General features: G+C 43.9%; 13 protein-coding genes. 8 read left to right on the top strand and 5 right to left on the bottom strand.

The window, feature by feature from the left end; genetic code table 11:
- The first annotated feature begins 48 nt into the window (after positions 1 to 48).
- Positions 49 to 1,317: an FAD-dependent monooxygenase gene (locus I6E61_RS08290; RefSeq protein ID WP_197133027.1), complete on the top strand. Its 1,269-nt coding sequence runs from the start codon at positions 49 to 51 to the stop codon at positions 1,315 to 1,317.
- A 56-nt stretch (positions 1,318 to 1,373) separates the two neighbouring features.
- On the top strand, positions 1,374 to 2,591 hold the full coding sequence (locus I6E61_RS08285; RefSeq protein ID WP_197133024.1) for a hypothetical protein: 1,218 nt from the start codon (positions 1,374 to 1,376) through the stop codon (positions 2,589 to 2,591).
- 27 nt (positions 2,592 to 2,618) lie between these two features.
- Here the strand turns inward: I6E61_RS08285 and I6E61_RS08280 are convergent, their stop codons facing one another.
- Together I6E61_RS08280 and I6E61_RS08275 are read right to left on the bottom strand one after the other, a co-directional pair.
- Complete coding sequence (locus I6E61_RS08280; RefSeq protein ID WP_197133022.1) at positions 2,619 to 3,317, bottom strand: hypothetical protein; 699 nt, start codon at positions 3,315 to 3,317, stop codon at positions 2,619 to 2,621.
- 54 nt (positions 3,318 to 3,371) lie between these two features.
- On the bottom strand, positions 3,372 to 4,283 hold the full coding sequence (locus tag I6E61_RS08275; protein ID WP_197133020.1) for a lysine exporter LysO family protein: 912 nt from the start codon (positions 4,281 to 4,283) through the stop codon (positions 3,372 to 3,374).
- A 205-nt stretch (positions 4,284 to 4,488) separates the two neighbouring features.
- Between I6E61_RS08275 and I6E61_RS08270 the strand changes: the two genes are divergently transcribed.
- Genes I6E61_RS08270 through I6E61_RS08260 form a run of 3 tightly spaced genes read left to right on the top strand, consistent with a single transcriptional unit; the run spans position 4,489 to position 9,161 of the window.
- The gene (locus tag I6E61_RS08270) at positions 4,489 to 7,149 is read left to right on the top strand and encodes an alpha/beta fold hydrolase (protein ID WP_197133018.1); all 2,661 of its coding nucleotides are present in this window, start codon (positions 4,489 to 4,491) and stop codon (positions 7,147 to 7,149) included.
- Positions 7,150 to 7,152: 3 nt separating this feature from the next.
- The gene (locus I6E61_RS08265; protein ID WP_197133016.1) at positions 7,153 to 8,349 is read left to right on the top strand and encodes a patatin-like phospholipase family protein; all 1,197 of its coding nucleotides are present in this window, start codon (positions 7,153 to 7,155) and stop codon (positions 8,347 to 8,349) included.
- On the top strand, positions 8,346 to 9,161 hold the full coding sequence (locus I6E61_RS08260; RefSeq protein ID WP_197133014.1) for an SDR family oxidoreductase: 816 nt from the start codon (positions 8,346 to 8,348) through the stop codon (positions 9,159 to 9,161). The genes I6E61_RS08265 and I6E61_RS08260 overlap by 4 nt, the downstream gene beginning before the upstream one ends.
- A gap of 47 nt (positions 9,162 to 9,208) precedes the next feature.
- Here I6E61_RS08260 and I6E61_RS08255 read toward each other — a convergent pair whose 3' ends face one another.
- The 3 genes from I6E61_RS08255 to nadA all read right to left on the bottom strand — a co-directional run bounded on the left by I6E61_RS08255 (position 9,209) and on the right by nadA (position 13,230).
- Complete coding sequence (locus I6E61_RS08255) at positions 9,209 to 10,084, bottom strand: phosphatidate cytidylyltransferase (RefSeq protein ID WP_197133012.1); 876 nt, start codon at positions 10,082 to 10,084, stop codon at positions 9,209 to 9,211.
- Positions 10,085 to 10,163: 79 nt separating this feature from the next.
- The gene (nadB, locus tag I6E61_RS08250; RefSeq protein ID WP_197133009.1) at positions 10,164 to 12,089 is read right to left on the bottom strand and encodes an L-aspartate oxidase; all 1,926 of its coding nucleotides are present in this window, start codon (positions 12,087 to 12,089) and stop codon (positions 10,164 to 10,166) included.
- A gap of 1 nt (position 12,090) precedes the next feature.
- The gene (gene nadA / locus I6E61_RS08245; protein ID WP_197133006.1) at positions 12,091 to 13,230 is read right to left on the bottom strand and encodes a quinolinate synthase NadA; all 1,140 of its coding nucleotides are present in this window, start codon (positions 13,228 to 13,230) and stop codon (positions 12,091 to 12,093) included.
- A gap of 418 nt (positions 13,231 to 13,648) precedes the next feature.
- Between nadA and I6E61_RS08240 the strand changes: the two genes are divergently transcribed.
- The 3 genes from I6E61_RS08240 to I6E61_RS08230 all read left to right on the top strand — a co-directional run bounded on the left by I6E61_RS08240 (position 13,649) and on the right by I6E61_RS08230 (position 16,717).
- Positions 13,649 to 14,665 (top strand): hypothetical protein, encoded by a 1,017-nt coding sequence (locus I6E61_RS08240; protein WP_197133003.1) that lies wholly within the window; start codon positions 13,649 to 13,651, stop codon positions 14,663 to 14,665.
- 180 nt (positions 14,666 to 14,845) lie between these two features.
- Positions 14,846 to 15,706, top strand: a complete 861-nt coding sequence (nadC, locus tag I6E61_RS08235) for a carboxylating nicotinate-nucleotide diphosphorylase (protein ID WP_197133000.1) — start codon at positions 14,846 to 14,848, stop codon at positions 15,704 to 15,706.
- Between the two features lie 369 nt (positions 15,707 to 16,075).
- Positions 16,076 to 16,717, top strand: coding sequence for a MarC family protein (locus I6E61_RS08230; protein ID WP_194196894.1), 642 nt, complete (start codon positions 16,076 to 16,078; stop codon positions 16,715 to 16,717).
- Positions 16,718 to 16,821: the final 104 nt, after the last annotated feature.

Here is a 16,821-nt window from a genome sequence, read left to right as displayed (position 1 = left end):
AGATTAATAACAAGTATTCTAATCTTGACCAGTATTGAGAGACACTTTATGAAAAACAACCATACGCTGATTATCGGTAGCGGTATCGTTGGTGCAACGCTTGCGCTAAAACTAGCACAAGCAAAAATGCCTGTGACGTTGATTGATGCTCGTCCCGCACGCGATGAATCAGCTTGGCAAGGCGTGCTGAGCAAACGTGATGCTCGAGTCTATGCACTGAGCTTGGCCAGTATTAATCTGCTTAAAGACGTGGGTGCTTGGCAAAAGATTGCGAGCTCCGAACGTAAGGCGGATTACTCACAAATGCAGGTATGGCAACTGAACGGTAGGGGCGAGCTGTTATTTGGTGAGAGTAGCGCTAATTTGTCTAATTTTGTTATACCGCAAATGCTTGGTAGTATGGTCGAGCCAGCCGTCATTGAACATGCGTTATGGCAGCGCTTGTATGAGGATGAAGTCAGTGGTTATCTGACCATTATCGCGGGGCAAAAAGTCACAAACATGGATTGGCTGGGTGCGCAGCAAGGCTACCGTGTGACTTTAGAAAATCATACAACTATTAACGCTCAACTATTAGTGGGAGCGGATGGTCGAGGCTCATTTGTACGTAAGCAAGCAGCGATTGGTCTAGATACGCTCGATTATAATCAAACAGCGATTTGCTGTGCGATTCATACCGAAAAGCCGCATCAAGCGACGGCGCGTCAGGCTATGTTACCTACAGGCACGCTGGCGTTATTGCCATTAGCAGATATTACTGATGAAGACAAAGCTGATCCGCAACACTGGCAGTCGATTGTATGGACGTTGCCACGCAACCAAGCATTGGCATTGATAGAGGAAGATGACCGTGTTATCGCTGATAAACTGGCTGCTGCCTGTCATTATGAGTTAGGTGCTATCAGTCAGATTGAATCAATCGCTAGCTTTCCGCTAACTGCGCAACAAGCGAATAGCTACGTCGCTGATAACTTGGTATTAATCGGTGATGCGGCACATGGTGTGCATCCGCTGGCAGGTCAAGGGCTGAATCTGGGTATGCTTGATGTGCAAGTATTGAGCGAGCAACTAGCACACGACTTTACTCGTAGTGGCGGTACGATTTGGGGCAGTAATCAAACGTTGCGTAGTTACGAGCGTCTGCGTCGTCCGCATAATAGCCTGATGATGCATAGCTTTTCTGCCCTTAACTGGCTATTCGCAGGGTCGCTGGCGCAATTACGCCCAGTACAGCAGATACGTAGCGAAGGCATGTACTGTGTTGGCAAAATGAAGCCGTTGATGCGTTTGTTTGCCAAGCAGGCGAGTGGCGTCTAAGCGCTTAAAGCTCAACCACCGTCTATCTTAAATCAAATACCTTAAGGTAATCCCTTATGCTCATCCCTAAATACTGGGCGCAATATAAACAGCGCTTTGAGTTATCAAAAACGGCTGATAGTGCGTCAGATACGTTTAATTCTAAGCAAGCAACTATTAAGCGTTATGGTTGGTCGGATGTTAGTCAAGTAGAGGCTTTGGCTCATGCTAAGGAACGAGTGAAAGAAGCTCATCAACGCTGGCTAGAGGGTGAGGATATTGTCAGACGTGAGCGTAGGGAGGAGTATAACGAAAGTAATGGCATTCCCATTCGTGAGCAGATTATTTCTAAGCAGAATTTTTCAGAGAATGGCTTAACTAAAACTGGCTTAGAGAGTAAGGCATCGGATACGCAGCTTGTTGTCACGCGTAACAGTTACGGTGCACAGGTTGCCAATGTCAATAATGTTGCGATTGTAGATGTTGATAACGATCAATTATTGCATTATAAATATCCTGATGATTATGACAGCAATGGTTATATAACTTTGCTAACCGACAACCAAAATCAGCCTTCAGCTAAAATAAAAGTTTGGGTTTTTGTTCTTACTTTTATACTTATCGCTAGTGTTATTTCTTGGTTGGGATTGTCATGGTTATGGCTGTTGGTGGTTATGATAGGTGCGACGGCCTACTTATGGCAGCAAGCCAGTCAAAGAGAAAAAGTGCGTATACAAAAATATGCCGATGACTCTGCTTCGCTACCATTTTTTATAACTGATCTGATTCAAAAGCGTATCGCCAGTTATCCCAACGAATCCTTTCGTTTATATAAGACACCTGCAGGCTTTCGTATTATTGCCACTCACGATACTATCGCGCCAAATGATGCGTTAGTCGCGGACTGGTTTGAGCATTTTCATGCCGATACTAATTACGTGCGTCTCTGTCAGGCGCAGCAGTGTTTTCGAGCGCGGCTCACTGCTAAACCGTGGCGTATAGCTGAGGTTGCGGATAAAAAACTGACTAAAGATATCCCTGCTAAAAACTTTTGGTTTGATGCCGAGAGCACAGCCGTAGATAGTAGTATTGAGCAACGTCAAAACGAGTTAAAGGCGCGGAAAGAGTGGATTATCAATTACGATAAGTATGCTAAAAACTATAGAGCCTGTCGCTATGTTGAGCGCTTTACTGGTAAAGAAGCTAGCCATCAGTTAGAGCACAGATCCATACAGGCATTTATTGACTGGCATGATATGGCTTGTCAGGTAGATAAGGACTTGTTATTAGGTTGATAGAGGCTTGAATTAAGACAGAAGTATTTATGTTGTAGTCACATATAGCAAACATTTAAGCTGCTGCTCTGACAACCAGTCCTTATGAAAGTCACTATACAAATCTAGACGATCATCGATAGGCTCGTAATCAGTAAAGTCGAATGATGCGAATATGCTTCTTATTTCCGTAAAGTATGCCTGTTTTAGCTCAGATACTGTCTTATTACTTGGCAACATTGTCAGTAAATAAAAGAGAACGAAACCAGTCCAATCATAGACCATGCCTTTGTTCTGTTGTTTACTAGCTTCTTTAATGGTAAGTAACGCAAAGTCTAGCGGCTCATAGAGTGCCACAGTTTCGTCAGTATTGAGGCTATAGTAGGGACTGCCAAAGTCTACATATAAGCGCTGTGACTCACTATCCCATAATGCGACCTCAGAATTGTCAGCTAACCGAGTACCTTCAGGGTTGTCATAAACCCAGGAATCACTTGCCTCTATTAAGCTATTGAAATACTTTGGATAACTGCTATAGATTGGAAAGTCTTCGAGAGCGTAGGCTTGTATATACTGAGTACTGAGCAAAATGTCTTTTACTCTAAGGTGAGTATGGCTTGTATCGAAAGCGGCTTGTAGGTGATAAGCATTATATATTAAATTGCGTTTTTCGCTGTTTGTGATTTGAGCGGTATCAATGAGTTTAATCGTTTGTTCAATAATGTATTCTACTTCCCACATAGACATGCCGCTCTCCTATTTGTTATAAAAGTATGCCACTTTACACTTATAAAGACGTTATCACCCCAACGCCGAAAACAACACCATCAATACGGGTGAGACAATATTAATAATAAAGCCAAAACTAATTGCTAATGGCACGACCTTTAGACCGCCTGATTGTTGAATGATTGGTAAGGTAAAATCTAAGCTCGTCGCGCCGCCAAGTCCTACTGCAGCTGATGGATATTTTCGCATAAATACTGGGATAAATATTAAGGCAAAGAATTCACGTATTAAATCGTTAAATAATGCGACACTGCCCCAGACAGCGCCATAAGCATCGGTCATCACGATGGCGGACAGGGAATACCAACCAAATCCTGATGAAAGTGCCAAGCCTTTTGTCCACGATACATCACTGAACATTAGCGCGAAAATTAAGCCACCTGCCAATACTGCTATCGTAAAGACAACACTCATCTCAACGCCACGTTTATTGAGTAGGACTTCTTTGAGCGTAATGCCTGAACCCTTTAAACCAATACCGACCAGCAATATTAGTATCATTAGCAGAGCAGTCATGGTGTTTTCTGGCGGCATGTAGTTCGCTGGTAGGAAATAGCCAATTACCATGCCGATTACTACGCAAATGACTTGGGCTAGGCTGCCACGAATACTGACACGGTGTTCTTTAGATTTTACGCTGGGTTTTTTGGCCTGCCATGGGCGCATGTTATCGAAAATCATCAAAGCCAATAGACCAGAGCCGATAGTGAGGATTGAAAGCACAGCAACATAAAGCGCAATCTCACCTACTTGACCGCCTAAGCCCTCGACTTGCGATAGCTCAATGCCAATTAGCGCTAAAATGACAAACACTAAATAAGATAAGCCCTTATCCGCAAGCCTTGTCATAGTGGGATTAGAAGGAATGGCAAAGCCAATAAACATTGGCATTAAGACCAAAATAAGGGTAACTATGCTTTGCATAACGGCAGACTCGTGGATTTTAATAAGGCATTTTTAAGAAGCTGAAGATTGTATCATATCAAGTTACAAATGCTGGTATCGGCAAACCATATTCTTTATAAAGCCTGATTTTATAGACTATAATTAGATTTATAGCTATGGTTAAGTGTTTACTTAACAAACTTTTGTTGCTAAATTAAGACACCGAAAATACGTGGTTGGCATTATGTCGCTATATCAGCTCAAACCTAAATTTCAAGATCAGCTGCGACCGCTGAGCAATGCGTTGGTCGCTCAAAACATCACTGCCAATCAAATCACTGTATCCGCAGTATTATTGAGTGTGGGCACCGCTTATGTGATTGCTAAGCCTGCGACTGAGCGGCAAGCGTTATGGCTTCTATTGCCTTCATCGTTATTTGTACGGATGGCACTGAATGCTATCGACGGCATGATGGCGCGCGAGCATGGTCAAGCTACTAAACTGGGTGCAGTACTAAATGAGGCGGGTGATATTGTTGCTGATACGGCGCTCATTGCCAGTTTGGTTCCGTATATAGCTAAACATGACTTACGAATTCATTCTGAACGACAAACTGACACGAGTAAGTCGCCAACCACTCAGCGGCATATCAGCAGTATTGTAGCGTTGAGTATTAGTAGTGAGCTACTTGGTATCGCTAGCAATACGATGCTAGGGGTGAGAGCAAACCAAGGGCCTTTAGGGAAAAGTGACCGTGCTCTAGTGCTAGGTGTACTTGGTACCATTATGGGTAGCAAGTTACCGTTATCGCTTTCTCTTAAAAGAATCGTGCAGTTATCCCTGTTGGTAGAGACGCTATTATTAAAAACGTGCCTGAACCGTTTATGCTATATGGGAAATCTATATCTGATGCATCAGCCACCAGCACTTCGAGCAGTAACGTGTGAGTCAATAAACAACTCGCTATCTCTCAATACTGTTTTACCAAATAATCTTACTGATAACGCGCGCCCATTGGAGTTCAAAGAAATGCTAACTACCACCGTTGATAGTCAGAAATTAAAAGAACAGGCTCGTGTTAGTTTTGAGCAGTCATCACCAAAAATCATTAATGGTGAAAGTTGCTACAATGCTTATGATGGCACGGCTATTTATTATCGCTATTGGTTAACGATGCCTTTAGAGGACGTGAAAAAAGCTAATCAGCCGTTACGCCAAGTGATCTTATTGCATCGTGGACATGAGCATTCAGGGCGATTAGCAGAGCTAGGACAGCAGTTTGCAAAAGCTGGCTATCAAGTGTTTGCTTGGGATGCACGCGGCAATGGGCGCTCAGGCGGTATCAAAGACCATGCTGAGAGTGTTACCGAGCTAGAGAGAGACTTAGACGGTTTTGTGCAGTTGGTGATTGGGCAGACAGGTATTGCTATTGAAGATACATTGATCGTTGCCAGTAGTATTGGCGCGGTATTGGCAGCAGCATGGGTGCATGATTATGCGCCTAATATTCGCGGGATGATATTGGGCACACCTGCGCTAAGCATTCGCTTGTATATGCCTTTTGCGATACCGTCATTAAAGGCAGCACGCACACTGGGTCTAATGTCACGTGTTAGTAGCTATGTTAAAGCGCAAGTACTGACCCATGATAAGGATGCGCAGCAAGCTTATAATGCTGATCCATTGATATCGAATAGTATTTCAACTGATTTACTCATCGATACCCATGCAACGGGTCAGCGCTTGCTCGACGATGCAGGGGCTATTACTGTACCGACGTTTGTCTTATGTGCAGGTAAGGACTACGTGGTGGATAAGCAGGCTGAACGCGCGTTTTATGAAGCGATCAATACACCTACGAAACGCTGGCAACTATACCCAGATAGCTATCATGCAATCTTTCATGAGACCAATAAAGCCGATGTTTTTGCAGACTGTATTGATTTCGCTGAGAAAGTATTTAGCACACAAGTCCAAGCGCCTGATTTGAGTACCGCGCATCTTAATAGCGCGAGTAAAGATAAGGTCGATCGTTTAGCGATTAAGCCATTTAATCCAAGTTTCGCGATTACCCGTTTTGCGATGCAAAAGTTCGGGCATGTTAGCGATGCGATTGCGACAGGGCTCGAGCATGGGTTTGACTCGGGACACTCGCTTGACCATGTTTATTATAATCAGCCGAGCGGTCAAAATAAATTTGGTCAAGCAATCGATAAATTTTATTTAAGTAATATCGGTTGGCAAGGTATTCGTATACGCCGCACACATATCTTAGAGCTGGCACGCTTAGCACTTGCAGATATTGAAGATAAAAACCAGAGTAGTACTAAACTATACCAACCAAAACTATTAGATATCGCTAGTGGTCATGGTTTTTATGCCTTTGATCTTTTAACTGAGTTTACAGACTTGCATGCAGAGCTACGAGATTATGAGATGCATAATATTCAAGCGCTGCAAACAAAGGCGGAGCAGTTAGAAATTTCTGATCGAGTCATTGCCTGTCAAAAAGATGCGTTTGACGCAGCCAGCTATCAGCAGATAGAGAAGACGAGTGGCAGTACAGTCGATAGAGGTCTTGATATTGCCATCAGCTCAGGCGTGTTTGAATTGTTTTCTGATAATGCGCTACCAGCGACAGCCTTAGCTGGCATTTATGACAGTTTAAAATCGGGTGGCTATTTAATCTATACCAACCAACCGTGGCACCCTGAGCAAGAATTCATCAGTAAAACCTTAAATAATCACCGTGGCAGCAGTTGGGTGATGCGTTGTCGATCACAAGCCGAGATGGATCAATTGGTTGAGCGTGCAGGCTTTAAAAAGGTTGCCATGCGTATCGACCGCTTTGGTATCTTTACCGTGTCATTGGCGATTAAAACGGCACCAATCGATGATAAGTAATAAATGAATAATAAACCCACCAAGCCTTATGAGCGTGTCCAGATTTTTTCAGGAGGAGGCTCGCGTTTTGGCTATTATTTAGGTAGCTATGCGGCATTAGTGGCGCATGATTTAGCGCCAGATATGATCGTTGGTACTTGCGGCGGCAGCTTATCCGCTTATCTGGTCAACCTAGCTCCTGACCCTAAGGACTTGCAATCGCTGATGTGCAGCCGTGAGTTGTCTCGTACGATTGCTGCAATCAGACATGTCTCGCCAGATGAAGCCAATAGGCGTTTAAAAATGCGTTATATGACTCATGCACTCAAACGTTGGCATCTGTCACGGCGTACGTCTAATGGACAAAAGCAACGACAAGCAGACAGCTATGCGCGACTCTTAGATGAGCTACAGCAGTTGGCGATGTTTCGTATTGATGATGAGGCGCGATGGCTCGATGAGCTATCTAGCTTTGTATCTATCGAAAATGGCAGTAGTCAGCCTAATGCTAGCACCCCTGAAATAGCCATTATTGCCAGCCGATTGTATCAAGCGCCTGCTGATGATTCATCTGATGAAAAGCTAATGCTGCAAGAGTTGTTATTTGCGCCACCGCGCTTAGCAAATTTGCCAAGTTCTGTATCAGATCTGGCTGACGAGCAACTGATATCACCTTCGCATACATTGGCAAATGGTCGTATACATGAGGCGGTAGAGATACGGACGCAATGGGATTTTGCGTCAGTGGTTCGTGCTTCTATGGCCGACATGTACTATCTACCGCCCACACATATCGCAGCGCTTGGCTGGTGCTTAGGTGGGGTCATCAATCTCACACCGATTGAGCTAGCATGTCAGTTGGGTGATAGCGTATTTGCAGAGACTAAGGCAGGTTACGACTCGTGGCTTGCTGCACCAGCTATTCAGCGTGTTTTTGGTTTTGACCCTAATGAGCGATTGGCAGCAGTACACGGTTATCAACCGATGGAAGTAACGTCGCACACTAATACCGCTAGCAACAACCATCAGCTACATTGGTTACCGTTTGCCGATAATGAACAGCAGTTAGTAGGTCAGAATGTGCAGAAGCGTTTTAATATAAAGCAAATGGCTGTTGAGCTGATACACGCTGACTATGACGGTTTTGTGCAGCAAATGCAGGCGCAATGGCAATATGGCTACCAGCGTACAGCTGACTATATACAGCAGCATAATTTATGAAAACTTTTGCGAAAGATACCGCCAAAAATCATACGCCGCATATTATTATCGTCGGTGGCACGAGTGGTCTTGGTTTGGCACTAGCTGTGCACCATCACCAGCTTGGCTGGCAGGTGAGCGTTGTTGGTAGTAACGTTGCAAAGATAGAACATATCAACGGTCAGTATCCGACTATCAAGACTTATACTTGCGATTTAACCGATAGTGTCCAAACACAGAGTCTATTAGATAAATTGTCAGCTACAAGCTTTCACAGACTTACCTATAGTGCAGGTAGTTACACCAATGAGCGTGTTCATCATCTAAATCAAGCAGACAGCGACCAAATGCTAGCAATTAACTTGCAGGCATTTGAGCAGGTTTTTAGGTGGGCAAGTGCGCAGTTGAAGCAGCAACATCAGTCATTGGACTTTGCCAAAATCGATAGACCAAGCCTAATTTGTATCGCCTCTACCGCAGGTACGATGGATTATCCTTACGCCAGTCTTTATGCAAAAAGCAAGCGAGCAATGATAGCGACTGCTAGCGCTTATCGAGCGGCACTTGCGCCTTATGATATCCAAGTGAATTGTATTGCACCAGGCTACATCGATACCCAAGCATTGCGCGATTTAAATGACGGTGATGCCAGTCATAAGCCCTTTATCATGAGCACGCAAACAGCGGTTGATGAGGTTATGCAAGTGATTGATAATGACGTAGAACTAGCGATATTTCCAAGATCTATGCGCTATATTACTCGGGCGTTAAACCACTTACCCAAGCCATTACTCAATTGGATATTACGTAGCAAGCTAGACAAGCCTTCTTAACTAAGCACTGTTTTAATCAAACACTGCCTTAATCAAAAATGGGCAGCTCAGCCAAATAGCCAATAGAGCAGAGTGAATACTGGCACTCCAATCAGCAAGCTATCTATCCGATCTAATACGCCGCCATGTCCAGCCAGCATCGTCCCGGTATCTTTTACCCCATGTTGGCGTTTAAATGCAGATTCTAATAAATCCCCTGCGATACCACTTACTGCCAAACCATAGGCGGCTAATAAACAAAGCCACCCGCTAAAAGGCGTGAGCCATAATCCTAAAAACGTAGCCAAGATAGCTGCAAGTAAACTACCAAAGACCGCACCTTCAATGCTTTTATTTGGGCTAATGGTAGGAGCGAGACCTCGCTTAAACAGTTTGCGTCCCAGTAATCGCCCACATAAATACTGGGCAATATCGTTGAACTGACTTGCGAAGAAGACAAAAAGTAAGATGCCATATTGCTCACGCTGCCACGTCAATTGCTGCAAAAAAATAAGGCTAATAATCAGTGAAATAAAGGCACTACTAAATATGATGTCCAATAGATTGAGACGCGTATAGGAGTGTATCAGTACTGATTTTGGTTTATCAGATATGATTTTTGGTTGTAATCCGCGTGCTTGGAGTTTGCTAATCAGCCCTGCTTTGTCGTATATGCACCAGACGCGCTTAATCTCATAGCCGCCGCGTAGCCCCATTAACATAAAAAACGCAATGAGCACCCATTGATAAGGGTGAACATGCTGACTATTATTTATTTTGGCGATAACATAACATACGCACAGCGCAAATAGCATGAGCCACCAAGAGCGTGCAATCAGATAAATCTTAGGCAAGCGAGCACGTAGACGAGATGTAGCAAGTATGCCCCAAACCAAACTTACTACCGTCATAAGTCCGATAACAAACAGCGTATCAGTAGACATGTTTTTAACACTTTGAGAAATATAAAAAGCAGTCATCAACCACTTTAGTAATGACTAGAATGCCAGTTGACTACTGCTTTTAGGTGGTAGTAGTCGCTTTTATTGTTCTAGCTCCTGAGTGAACAATTATAGGCTGAATAAGCCAGTCAATACTAGCTTCTCTCGGGTCTAATAATGGATTAATCACACTTGTTCGAGGTGTGACGGCTAGATTTGGATAGTCTTTTCTATAATGCCCACCGCGACTTTCAAGACGTTGAGAAGCCGATTGAATAATCAATGTCGCTAATTGTAATTGTCTTGCTAACTGTAAATTTGTAAGCTCATCAATGCTGACAGTGCTATTTTTGCGATTGGCATTGCTATTACTATCACTGCTACTAAGCGAACTTAATTCAGGTTGTTTCAACCATTGCTGCCACTGTTGTATCTGTTCAAGCGCTTCCTCTAACTCTCTAGCACTACGTGTGATACCCATATTGGTAGTCATTAGCGCTTTTAGTTTTACGATGACTTCTGTCATATCAGCATCAGTATGGCAGTGCTTAGTAGCCTTATTATGCTCATATAACGTTGGTATCGACAATGCAAAATAGGGCAGAGTAATAGATTGGGTGTTCTTCAGTACGGGTGCTGTCCAAATATCATCAGCGCTTGCATTTAAATTAAAATGATATGCCGTTGTATGTAGATTGATATCTAGCTTTGCATCTAGTGCTTCCATTTCTGCCAAATAACGAGGCAAGTCGGTAGCGATATTACGTCCTACGACCACGCACTCTAATAGCGAGTTGCTCGCCAAACGGTTGGCACCATGCAAGCCTGTATGAGCCACTTCGCCTGCTGCATAGAGACCTGCCACATCGGTCATACCGTTCACCGATGTGACAACGCCACCACAACTATAATGGGCGGTAGGGGCGACTGGTATTGGATCCGTCGTGATATCAATACCAAGCGCTAGCAACGTCTGGTAAATTTGCGGAAAATGCTCTTGTAAAAATGGCGCTGGCAGGTGACTGACATCAAGATGTACGTAGCCAAGTCCATTTACACTAATCTGCTCAGCGATTGCTCGTGCGACGATGTCTCTTGGAGCCAATTCAGCACGCTCATCAACGTCTAGCATAAATCGTCGACCTGTCTGCGGACAGTATAGGCGTCCACCTTCTCCGCGTAGCGCTTCAGAGATTAAAAAACTGCTGTCGCCTAATGCGAGACCAGTCGGATGGAATTGCACAAACTCCAAGTTTGCCAGACGGCAGCCCGCTTGCCACGCCATCATCACGCCATCACCGACACAGACATTCGGTGCGCTGGCACGTTGAAACAGCTGCCCCAAACCGCCACTGGCCAGTACGACTGCTCGACTATAAATAGTGAGCTGACGATGGTTATTGTGGTCAAAAACGCGTGCACCTTTGCAGTGGCTGTTAGTAATAGGATCCTTCAAAAGGCTTAATGCTTCATGATACGGTAGTATCGTGATATTACTTGCAGCATGGGCCCTTATGGTTAGGGCTTCCATAACGTGCCGACCTGTTGCATCATCCGCATGGGCCACTCGTCTGCAGCCATGCCCACCTTCTTTGGTTAGGTGTAAGCTGCTAATTTCTAAGTCAGTACTATTCAAATCAGCACTATTCAAATCAGTTAAGGTTTTTTGCGTGACATCTTGTTGTGGATTCTGAGTAAAAGGGACACCTTGTTCACACAGCCACTGTATGGCTTGTTGTCCTTCACTTAGTATCTCAGTCGTATTATTAGCGTCGCATAACCCTGCGCCTGCAATCAATGTATCAGCGACATGGTCGGTCACGGAGTCATTTTGGTCCAAACTTGCAGCGATACCACCTTGCGCGTAATGGCTTGAGCAAACTTCCAAAGCAGCTTTACTCAGTACCATGATACTCAGCGATTCTGGTAGTGATAGCGCAGTACTTAAACCGGCCAATCCTGCACCGATAATAAGTACGTCTGTTTGCCTGACATTATCCGCGCTCATACTAGGCAGCTCCAACGTTAGCGAACAGTGTACGGTCTTTGACAATATCACCACTAGCGGCCACACGTTGTTTTTGTGATTCGGCAAAATCAAGCATGCGCTGTAAAGGTTTTTTGGCTGCTACTGCTAGCTCATGTGTCATTAGAACCTCACCGCTTTGATTGGTTAAGCATTGCTCGATACCTTTTAAACCGTTCATTGCCATCCATGGACAAAACGCACAGCTCTTACAGCTTGCACTCTCACCAGCAGTTGGTGCGGCCAAAAACCGCTTGGTGGGCGAGCGCTTTTGCATTTCGTGTAATATGCCCAAATCGGTAGCGACGATAAAGGTATCTGCATCCATCTCATAGGTTGATTGTAATAGTTTGCTGGTTGAGCCGACCACATCTGCCAACTCAACGACGCTATCAGGTGACTCAGGATGTACCAAGACTTTGGCGTTTGGATACTCCTCTTTTAGTTGCATAAGTTCAGTTGCCTTAAACTCATTATGTACGAGGCAAGAGCCCTGCCAAAGCAACATATCTGCACCAGTCTCACGCGCGATATATTTACCCAAATGACGGTCAGGCCCCCAAATAATAGGTTCGCCTTGGGCATGTAAGTGACGGACGATATCGATACCAACGGATGAGGTCACTACCCAGTCTGCGCGTGCTTTCACGGCAGCGCTCGTATTGGCATACACCACGACGGTACGCTCAGGATGAGCGTCACAAAATGCGGAAAACTCATCAGCAGGGCAGCCCAAATCAAGCGAACACTCGGCTTCTAAGTCTGGCATCAGTATGGTCTTTTCCATACTTAATATTTTTGCCGACTCACCCATAAAGCGCACGCCTGCGACCACCAATGTCTGTGCACTATGCGCTTGACCAAAGCGTGCCATCTCAAGCGAATCGCCGACACAGCCACCAGTCGCCAATGCCAAATCCTGAATAAAAGGATCGACATAATAATGTGCGACCAGTACGGCATTATTGTCTTTTAATAATTGCTTAATATTTTCTTCAACCACGATACGTTCTGAACGAGGCAGATCTGCTGGTATCTTAGCTTTGGCATACTCGATATTCATTTTAGTCGCAATGCGGTTGTCATTGCTCATGATGGGTGCGTCATAGGGATAAGTTTTCATAAGTGCAAACCTTGTGTGCGATAACGACACGTTATATGCCGCTAAAAATGATACCAACCTCAAAAATATGATTAGCCGTATTAAACTTGCTCAGCCTACTAGGCGTAGTACTGACGATCGTTTTGCTTGCTACTCTAATTTTTAAGAGGAATAAAAGCTGCCTAAATACAGCTTTAACGTAAACTAGTTTTTATTATGCTCATTTTGAGCATAAATACAAGTGGTTTTTTATATCCTACTTTCTGTACAGTAGGTATTTATGCAAAATACGCCCTGTCACTTTTGTCTTTAACCGCTTATATTTACATCGGTAGACTATGATATTTTTAGATTCAAGCTATACTGATTCGTACTACAAATAACAAGTGTGATGGCTTTCTTATTGCACGCTCAAAGTTAAAAGGTAATTACTAACATCATGACGTTGTCTTATTCACATGCGCATCAGCAGGGTAGCGGTACTACTGAGGTTGTTGCGGTTTTGGTTGCGATTACGGATCATACCGCCCGAGTTTTAACAGTTGATCAAGGCAAGCTATTGCCCAATGGACCACTCATGCCATTGCATCGCTCATTGCAAGCCGGTGTGCGCCAATGGGTTGAGGAACAGACGCAGCAACCGCTTGGCTATTTGGAACAGTTATATACTTTTGTCGATACCAATAGGCGTAATATTGATGGCCATGCATTGGTTTACGTAAGCTACTTGGGCTTGGTGCAAGAGACGCAACTGCAGGCGCTCCAAAGCAAAGCATTATGGCGAGATTGGTATGATTACTTTCCATGGGAAAATCACCTAGATGGTATGCCAAATATCATTATGGATTTTATTGTGCCGGCATTATTGGACTGGGCAAATAGTGCGCCAGACTCAATTGCTCAGCAGCGCCGTCGTCAGCGTATTCGTTTATGTTGGGGTGTGGATACTGAGCTTTTAGACTCAGCTCAAGATAAAAATACCTATCACCAATCAAGTACCACCAACGGTTATGACTGGGTCTCAGAGCATGTATTACTGCGCTATGAGATGCTTTATGAAGCGGGACTGATTCCAGAATCATCTAACTATCAGCCGCAAAAATTGCCAAAAAACTGGGCACAAATTATAGGTACACCGATGTACTATGATCATCGACGCGTTATTGCGACAGCTATCTCAAGGCTGCGCGCCAAAATTGAATACCGACCACTTATTTTTGGTCTCATGCCAGATATCTTTACGTTGTCGCAGCTGCAGCAGAGTGTAGAAGCGCTCTCAGGAGTGCGCTTGCACAAACAAAATTTCCGCCGTCTGCTAGATTCACAAAACTTAGTGACAGAAACCGGTCAGAGTAGCAGTGCCCAACGTGGTCGTCCTGCCAAGCTTTATCGATTTTGCCATGATATCGAATTGCAAAGTTTATTGATGGACAGCAAATTGCCTAAACGTAAATAGGCGCAAATAGGTTTAAATAAGCGGTAAGTGCTCTCGTGTTTTTATGACTATCAGTTTTTAGCAGCTGCATGAAATACTTCATTTCCTTGCGGTACTGTCAACTTTACGCTATATTTATGCTCATTTTGAGTTTAATTAAATTGAATCGACAACAATGTAATGCGTATATAGGGGTCAAAGATGACAATTAAAAAAGAACCAGCATTGGATGAAGTATTACTTAAACCACTGATTGAAGCTGCCTTGATTGAAGACTTGGGCAGACGAGGTGATGTAACGTCTCAAGCGACTATCCCTGCTGACCTGCAAGCAAAACTAGAGATTAAGGCGCGGCAAGCAGGTGTGATATGCGGTATGGATTTGGCGCGTTTATCATTCGCTTTGGTTGATTCTCAGATTGAATTTATCGCTCAAGTAGATGATGGCGAATTGGTGAATGCTGGTACAGTATTAGCTATTGTCAGTGGTAATGCCCGTCATCTGCTGACAGCTGAGCGTACCGCGCTCAATTTCTTGACTCATCTCAGTGGTATTGCTACAGATACCAGAAAGATCGTAGACAGTGTGGCGCAATACCCTGCGCAAATCACTTGTACACGTAAAACCATACCAGGCTTGCGCGTTGTGCAAAAATACGCAGTACGCTGCGGCGGCGGTCGCAATCATCGTCTAGGGTTGGATGATGCTATCTTAATCAAAGACAATCATATTGCCATCGCTGGTGATATAAAAACGGCCATTCAACAAGCGCAAGATTTTGCTGGTCATCTAATTCCTGTGGAAGTGGAAGTAGATACTTTAGAGCAACTTGAGCAAGCGTTAGATGCTGGTGTGAGTTTGGTGCTTTTGGACAACATGTCACCTGAGGTATTATCAAAGGCAGTAGCAATGTGTAAAGGTCGAGCCAAAACGGAAGCATCAGGTGGTATTACCCCTGCTACCGTGGAAGCAGCAGCACAGACAGGCGTTGATTTTATTGCGATGGGTTATCTAACGCATAGTACCACTGCATTGGATATTGGCCTAGACTTTAGCGCATAGGTCAGCGACTAAGCTTACATGCCAGAAACTCTGCTTTTCTTTTGTATAATGATAGCCAAACAAGGAAAGTATTACAGCAAGGAAGTAGTACAGGAAGCAGTACAAATAGTATCGAGATATTAGCAAGTTACTTGATACAGTTTGACAAAGAGGGAGCCATTTCTGGCCCATTTGACAGTTATGGTTCGAATTGAGTATAGGCGCTAAGCAAAGTTAATGATTTTATTAGCTTATCTGCCTATGTTACAATATAAGCTATAATGCTATTTTTAATCAGATATTGTTTTAGTCAGATACTGGGTCATCGTTGCACTCGCACGATGGCCTTACTTTTTTCAGCAGTTGTATCAATAAACAAGCGAGCGCTCAGTGAATACTGAAATCATCAAGATAATCTTAGCCTTTTTGGTACTGATTAATCCCTTTAGCGCTTTGACGTTATTTCTGGATTTGACCCGCGGTTATTCAATGAATAACCGACGTAAAGTCGCGCGTGTGGCTTGTTTAACGATTTTTATTACGATTAGCTTTTTTACTGTAGCAGGTGAGTCATTACTCAAAATATTGGGTATTTCTATTGGTTCGTTCCAGCTGGCGGGTGGTATTTTGGTGTTTTTGATTGCCCTAAATATGATGAATGGTGAAGGTAATCCAGTTAAACCTGACCAAGAAAATTTCGATGTCGATCATGTACAAGACTCCCCAGTTTCAATGGCAGCAGCCGTTGTCCCTCTCGCTATTCCAATGATGATTGGGCCGGGCGGTATTTCAACGGTGATTATTTATTCTTCACAAGTTTCTGGCGTACTGCAAGTATCGGCCATATTAATAGCTGGATTGTTAATCAGTTTGTTTTGTTATTTGGCATTGATGGCAGCAGGTCGTATTAGCCGTTTATTGGGTGATACGGGACTCAACATTATGAGTAGAATTATGGGAATGTTGTTGGCGGCAGTTTCTATCGAAATTATCGTTAATGGCCTACGCACGCTGTTTCCTGCTTTGGTTTAACGAAAAGGTTGCTTCCCTATATGCTTGCCTCAAATATTTAGAATGATCTTTCAATTTTTAGGTTGTAAAAAAAGCTTACCGCTTACTCCTCCTATCAGCTAAAA

Origin of the sequence: Psychrobacter sp. NZS113 (assembly GCF_015864825.1) — a bacterium.
Taxonomy (GTDB): domain Bacteria; phylum Pseudomonadota; class Gammaproteobacteria; order Pseudomonadales; family Moraxellaceae; genus Psychrobacter.
This window is presented reverse-complemented; position numbering and strand designations above follow the sequence as displayed.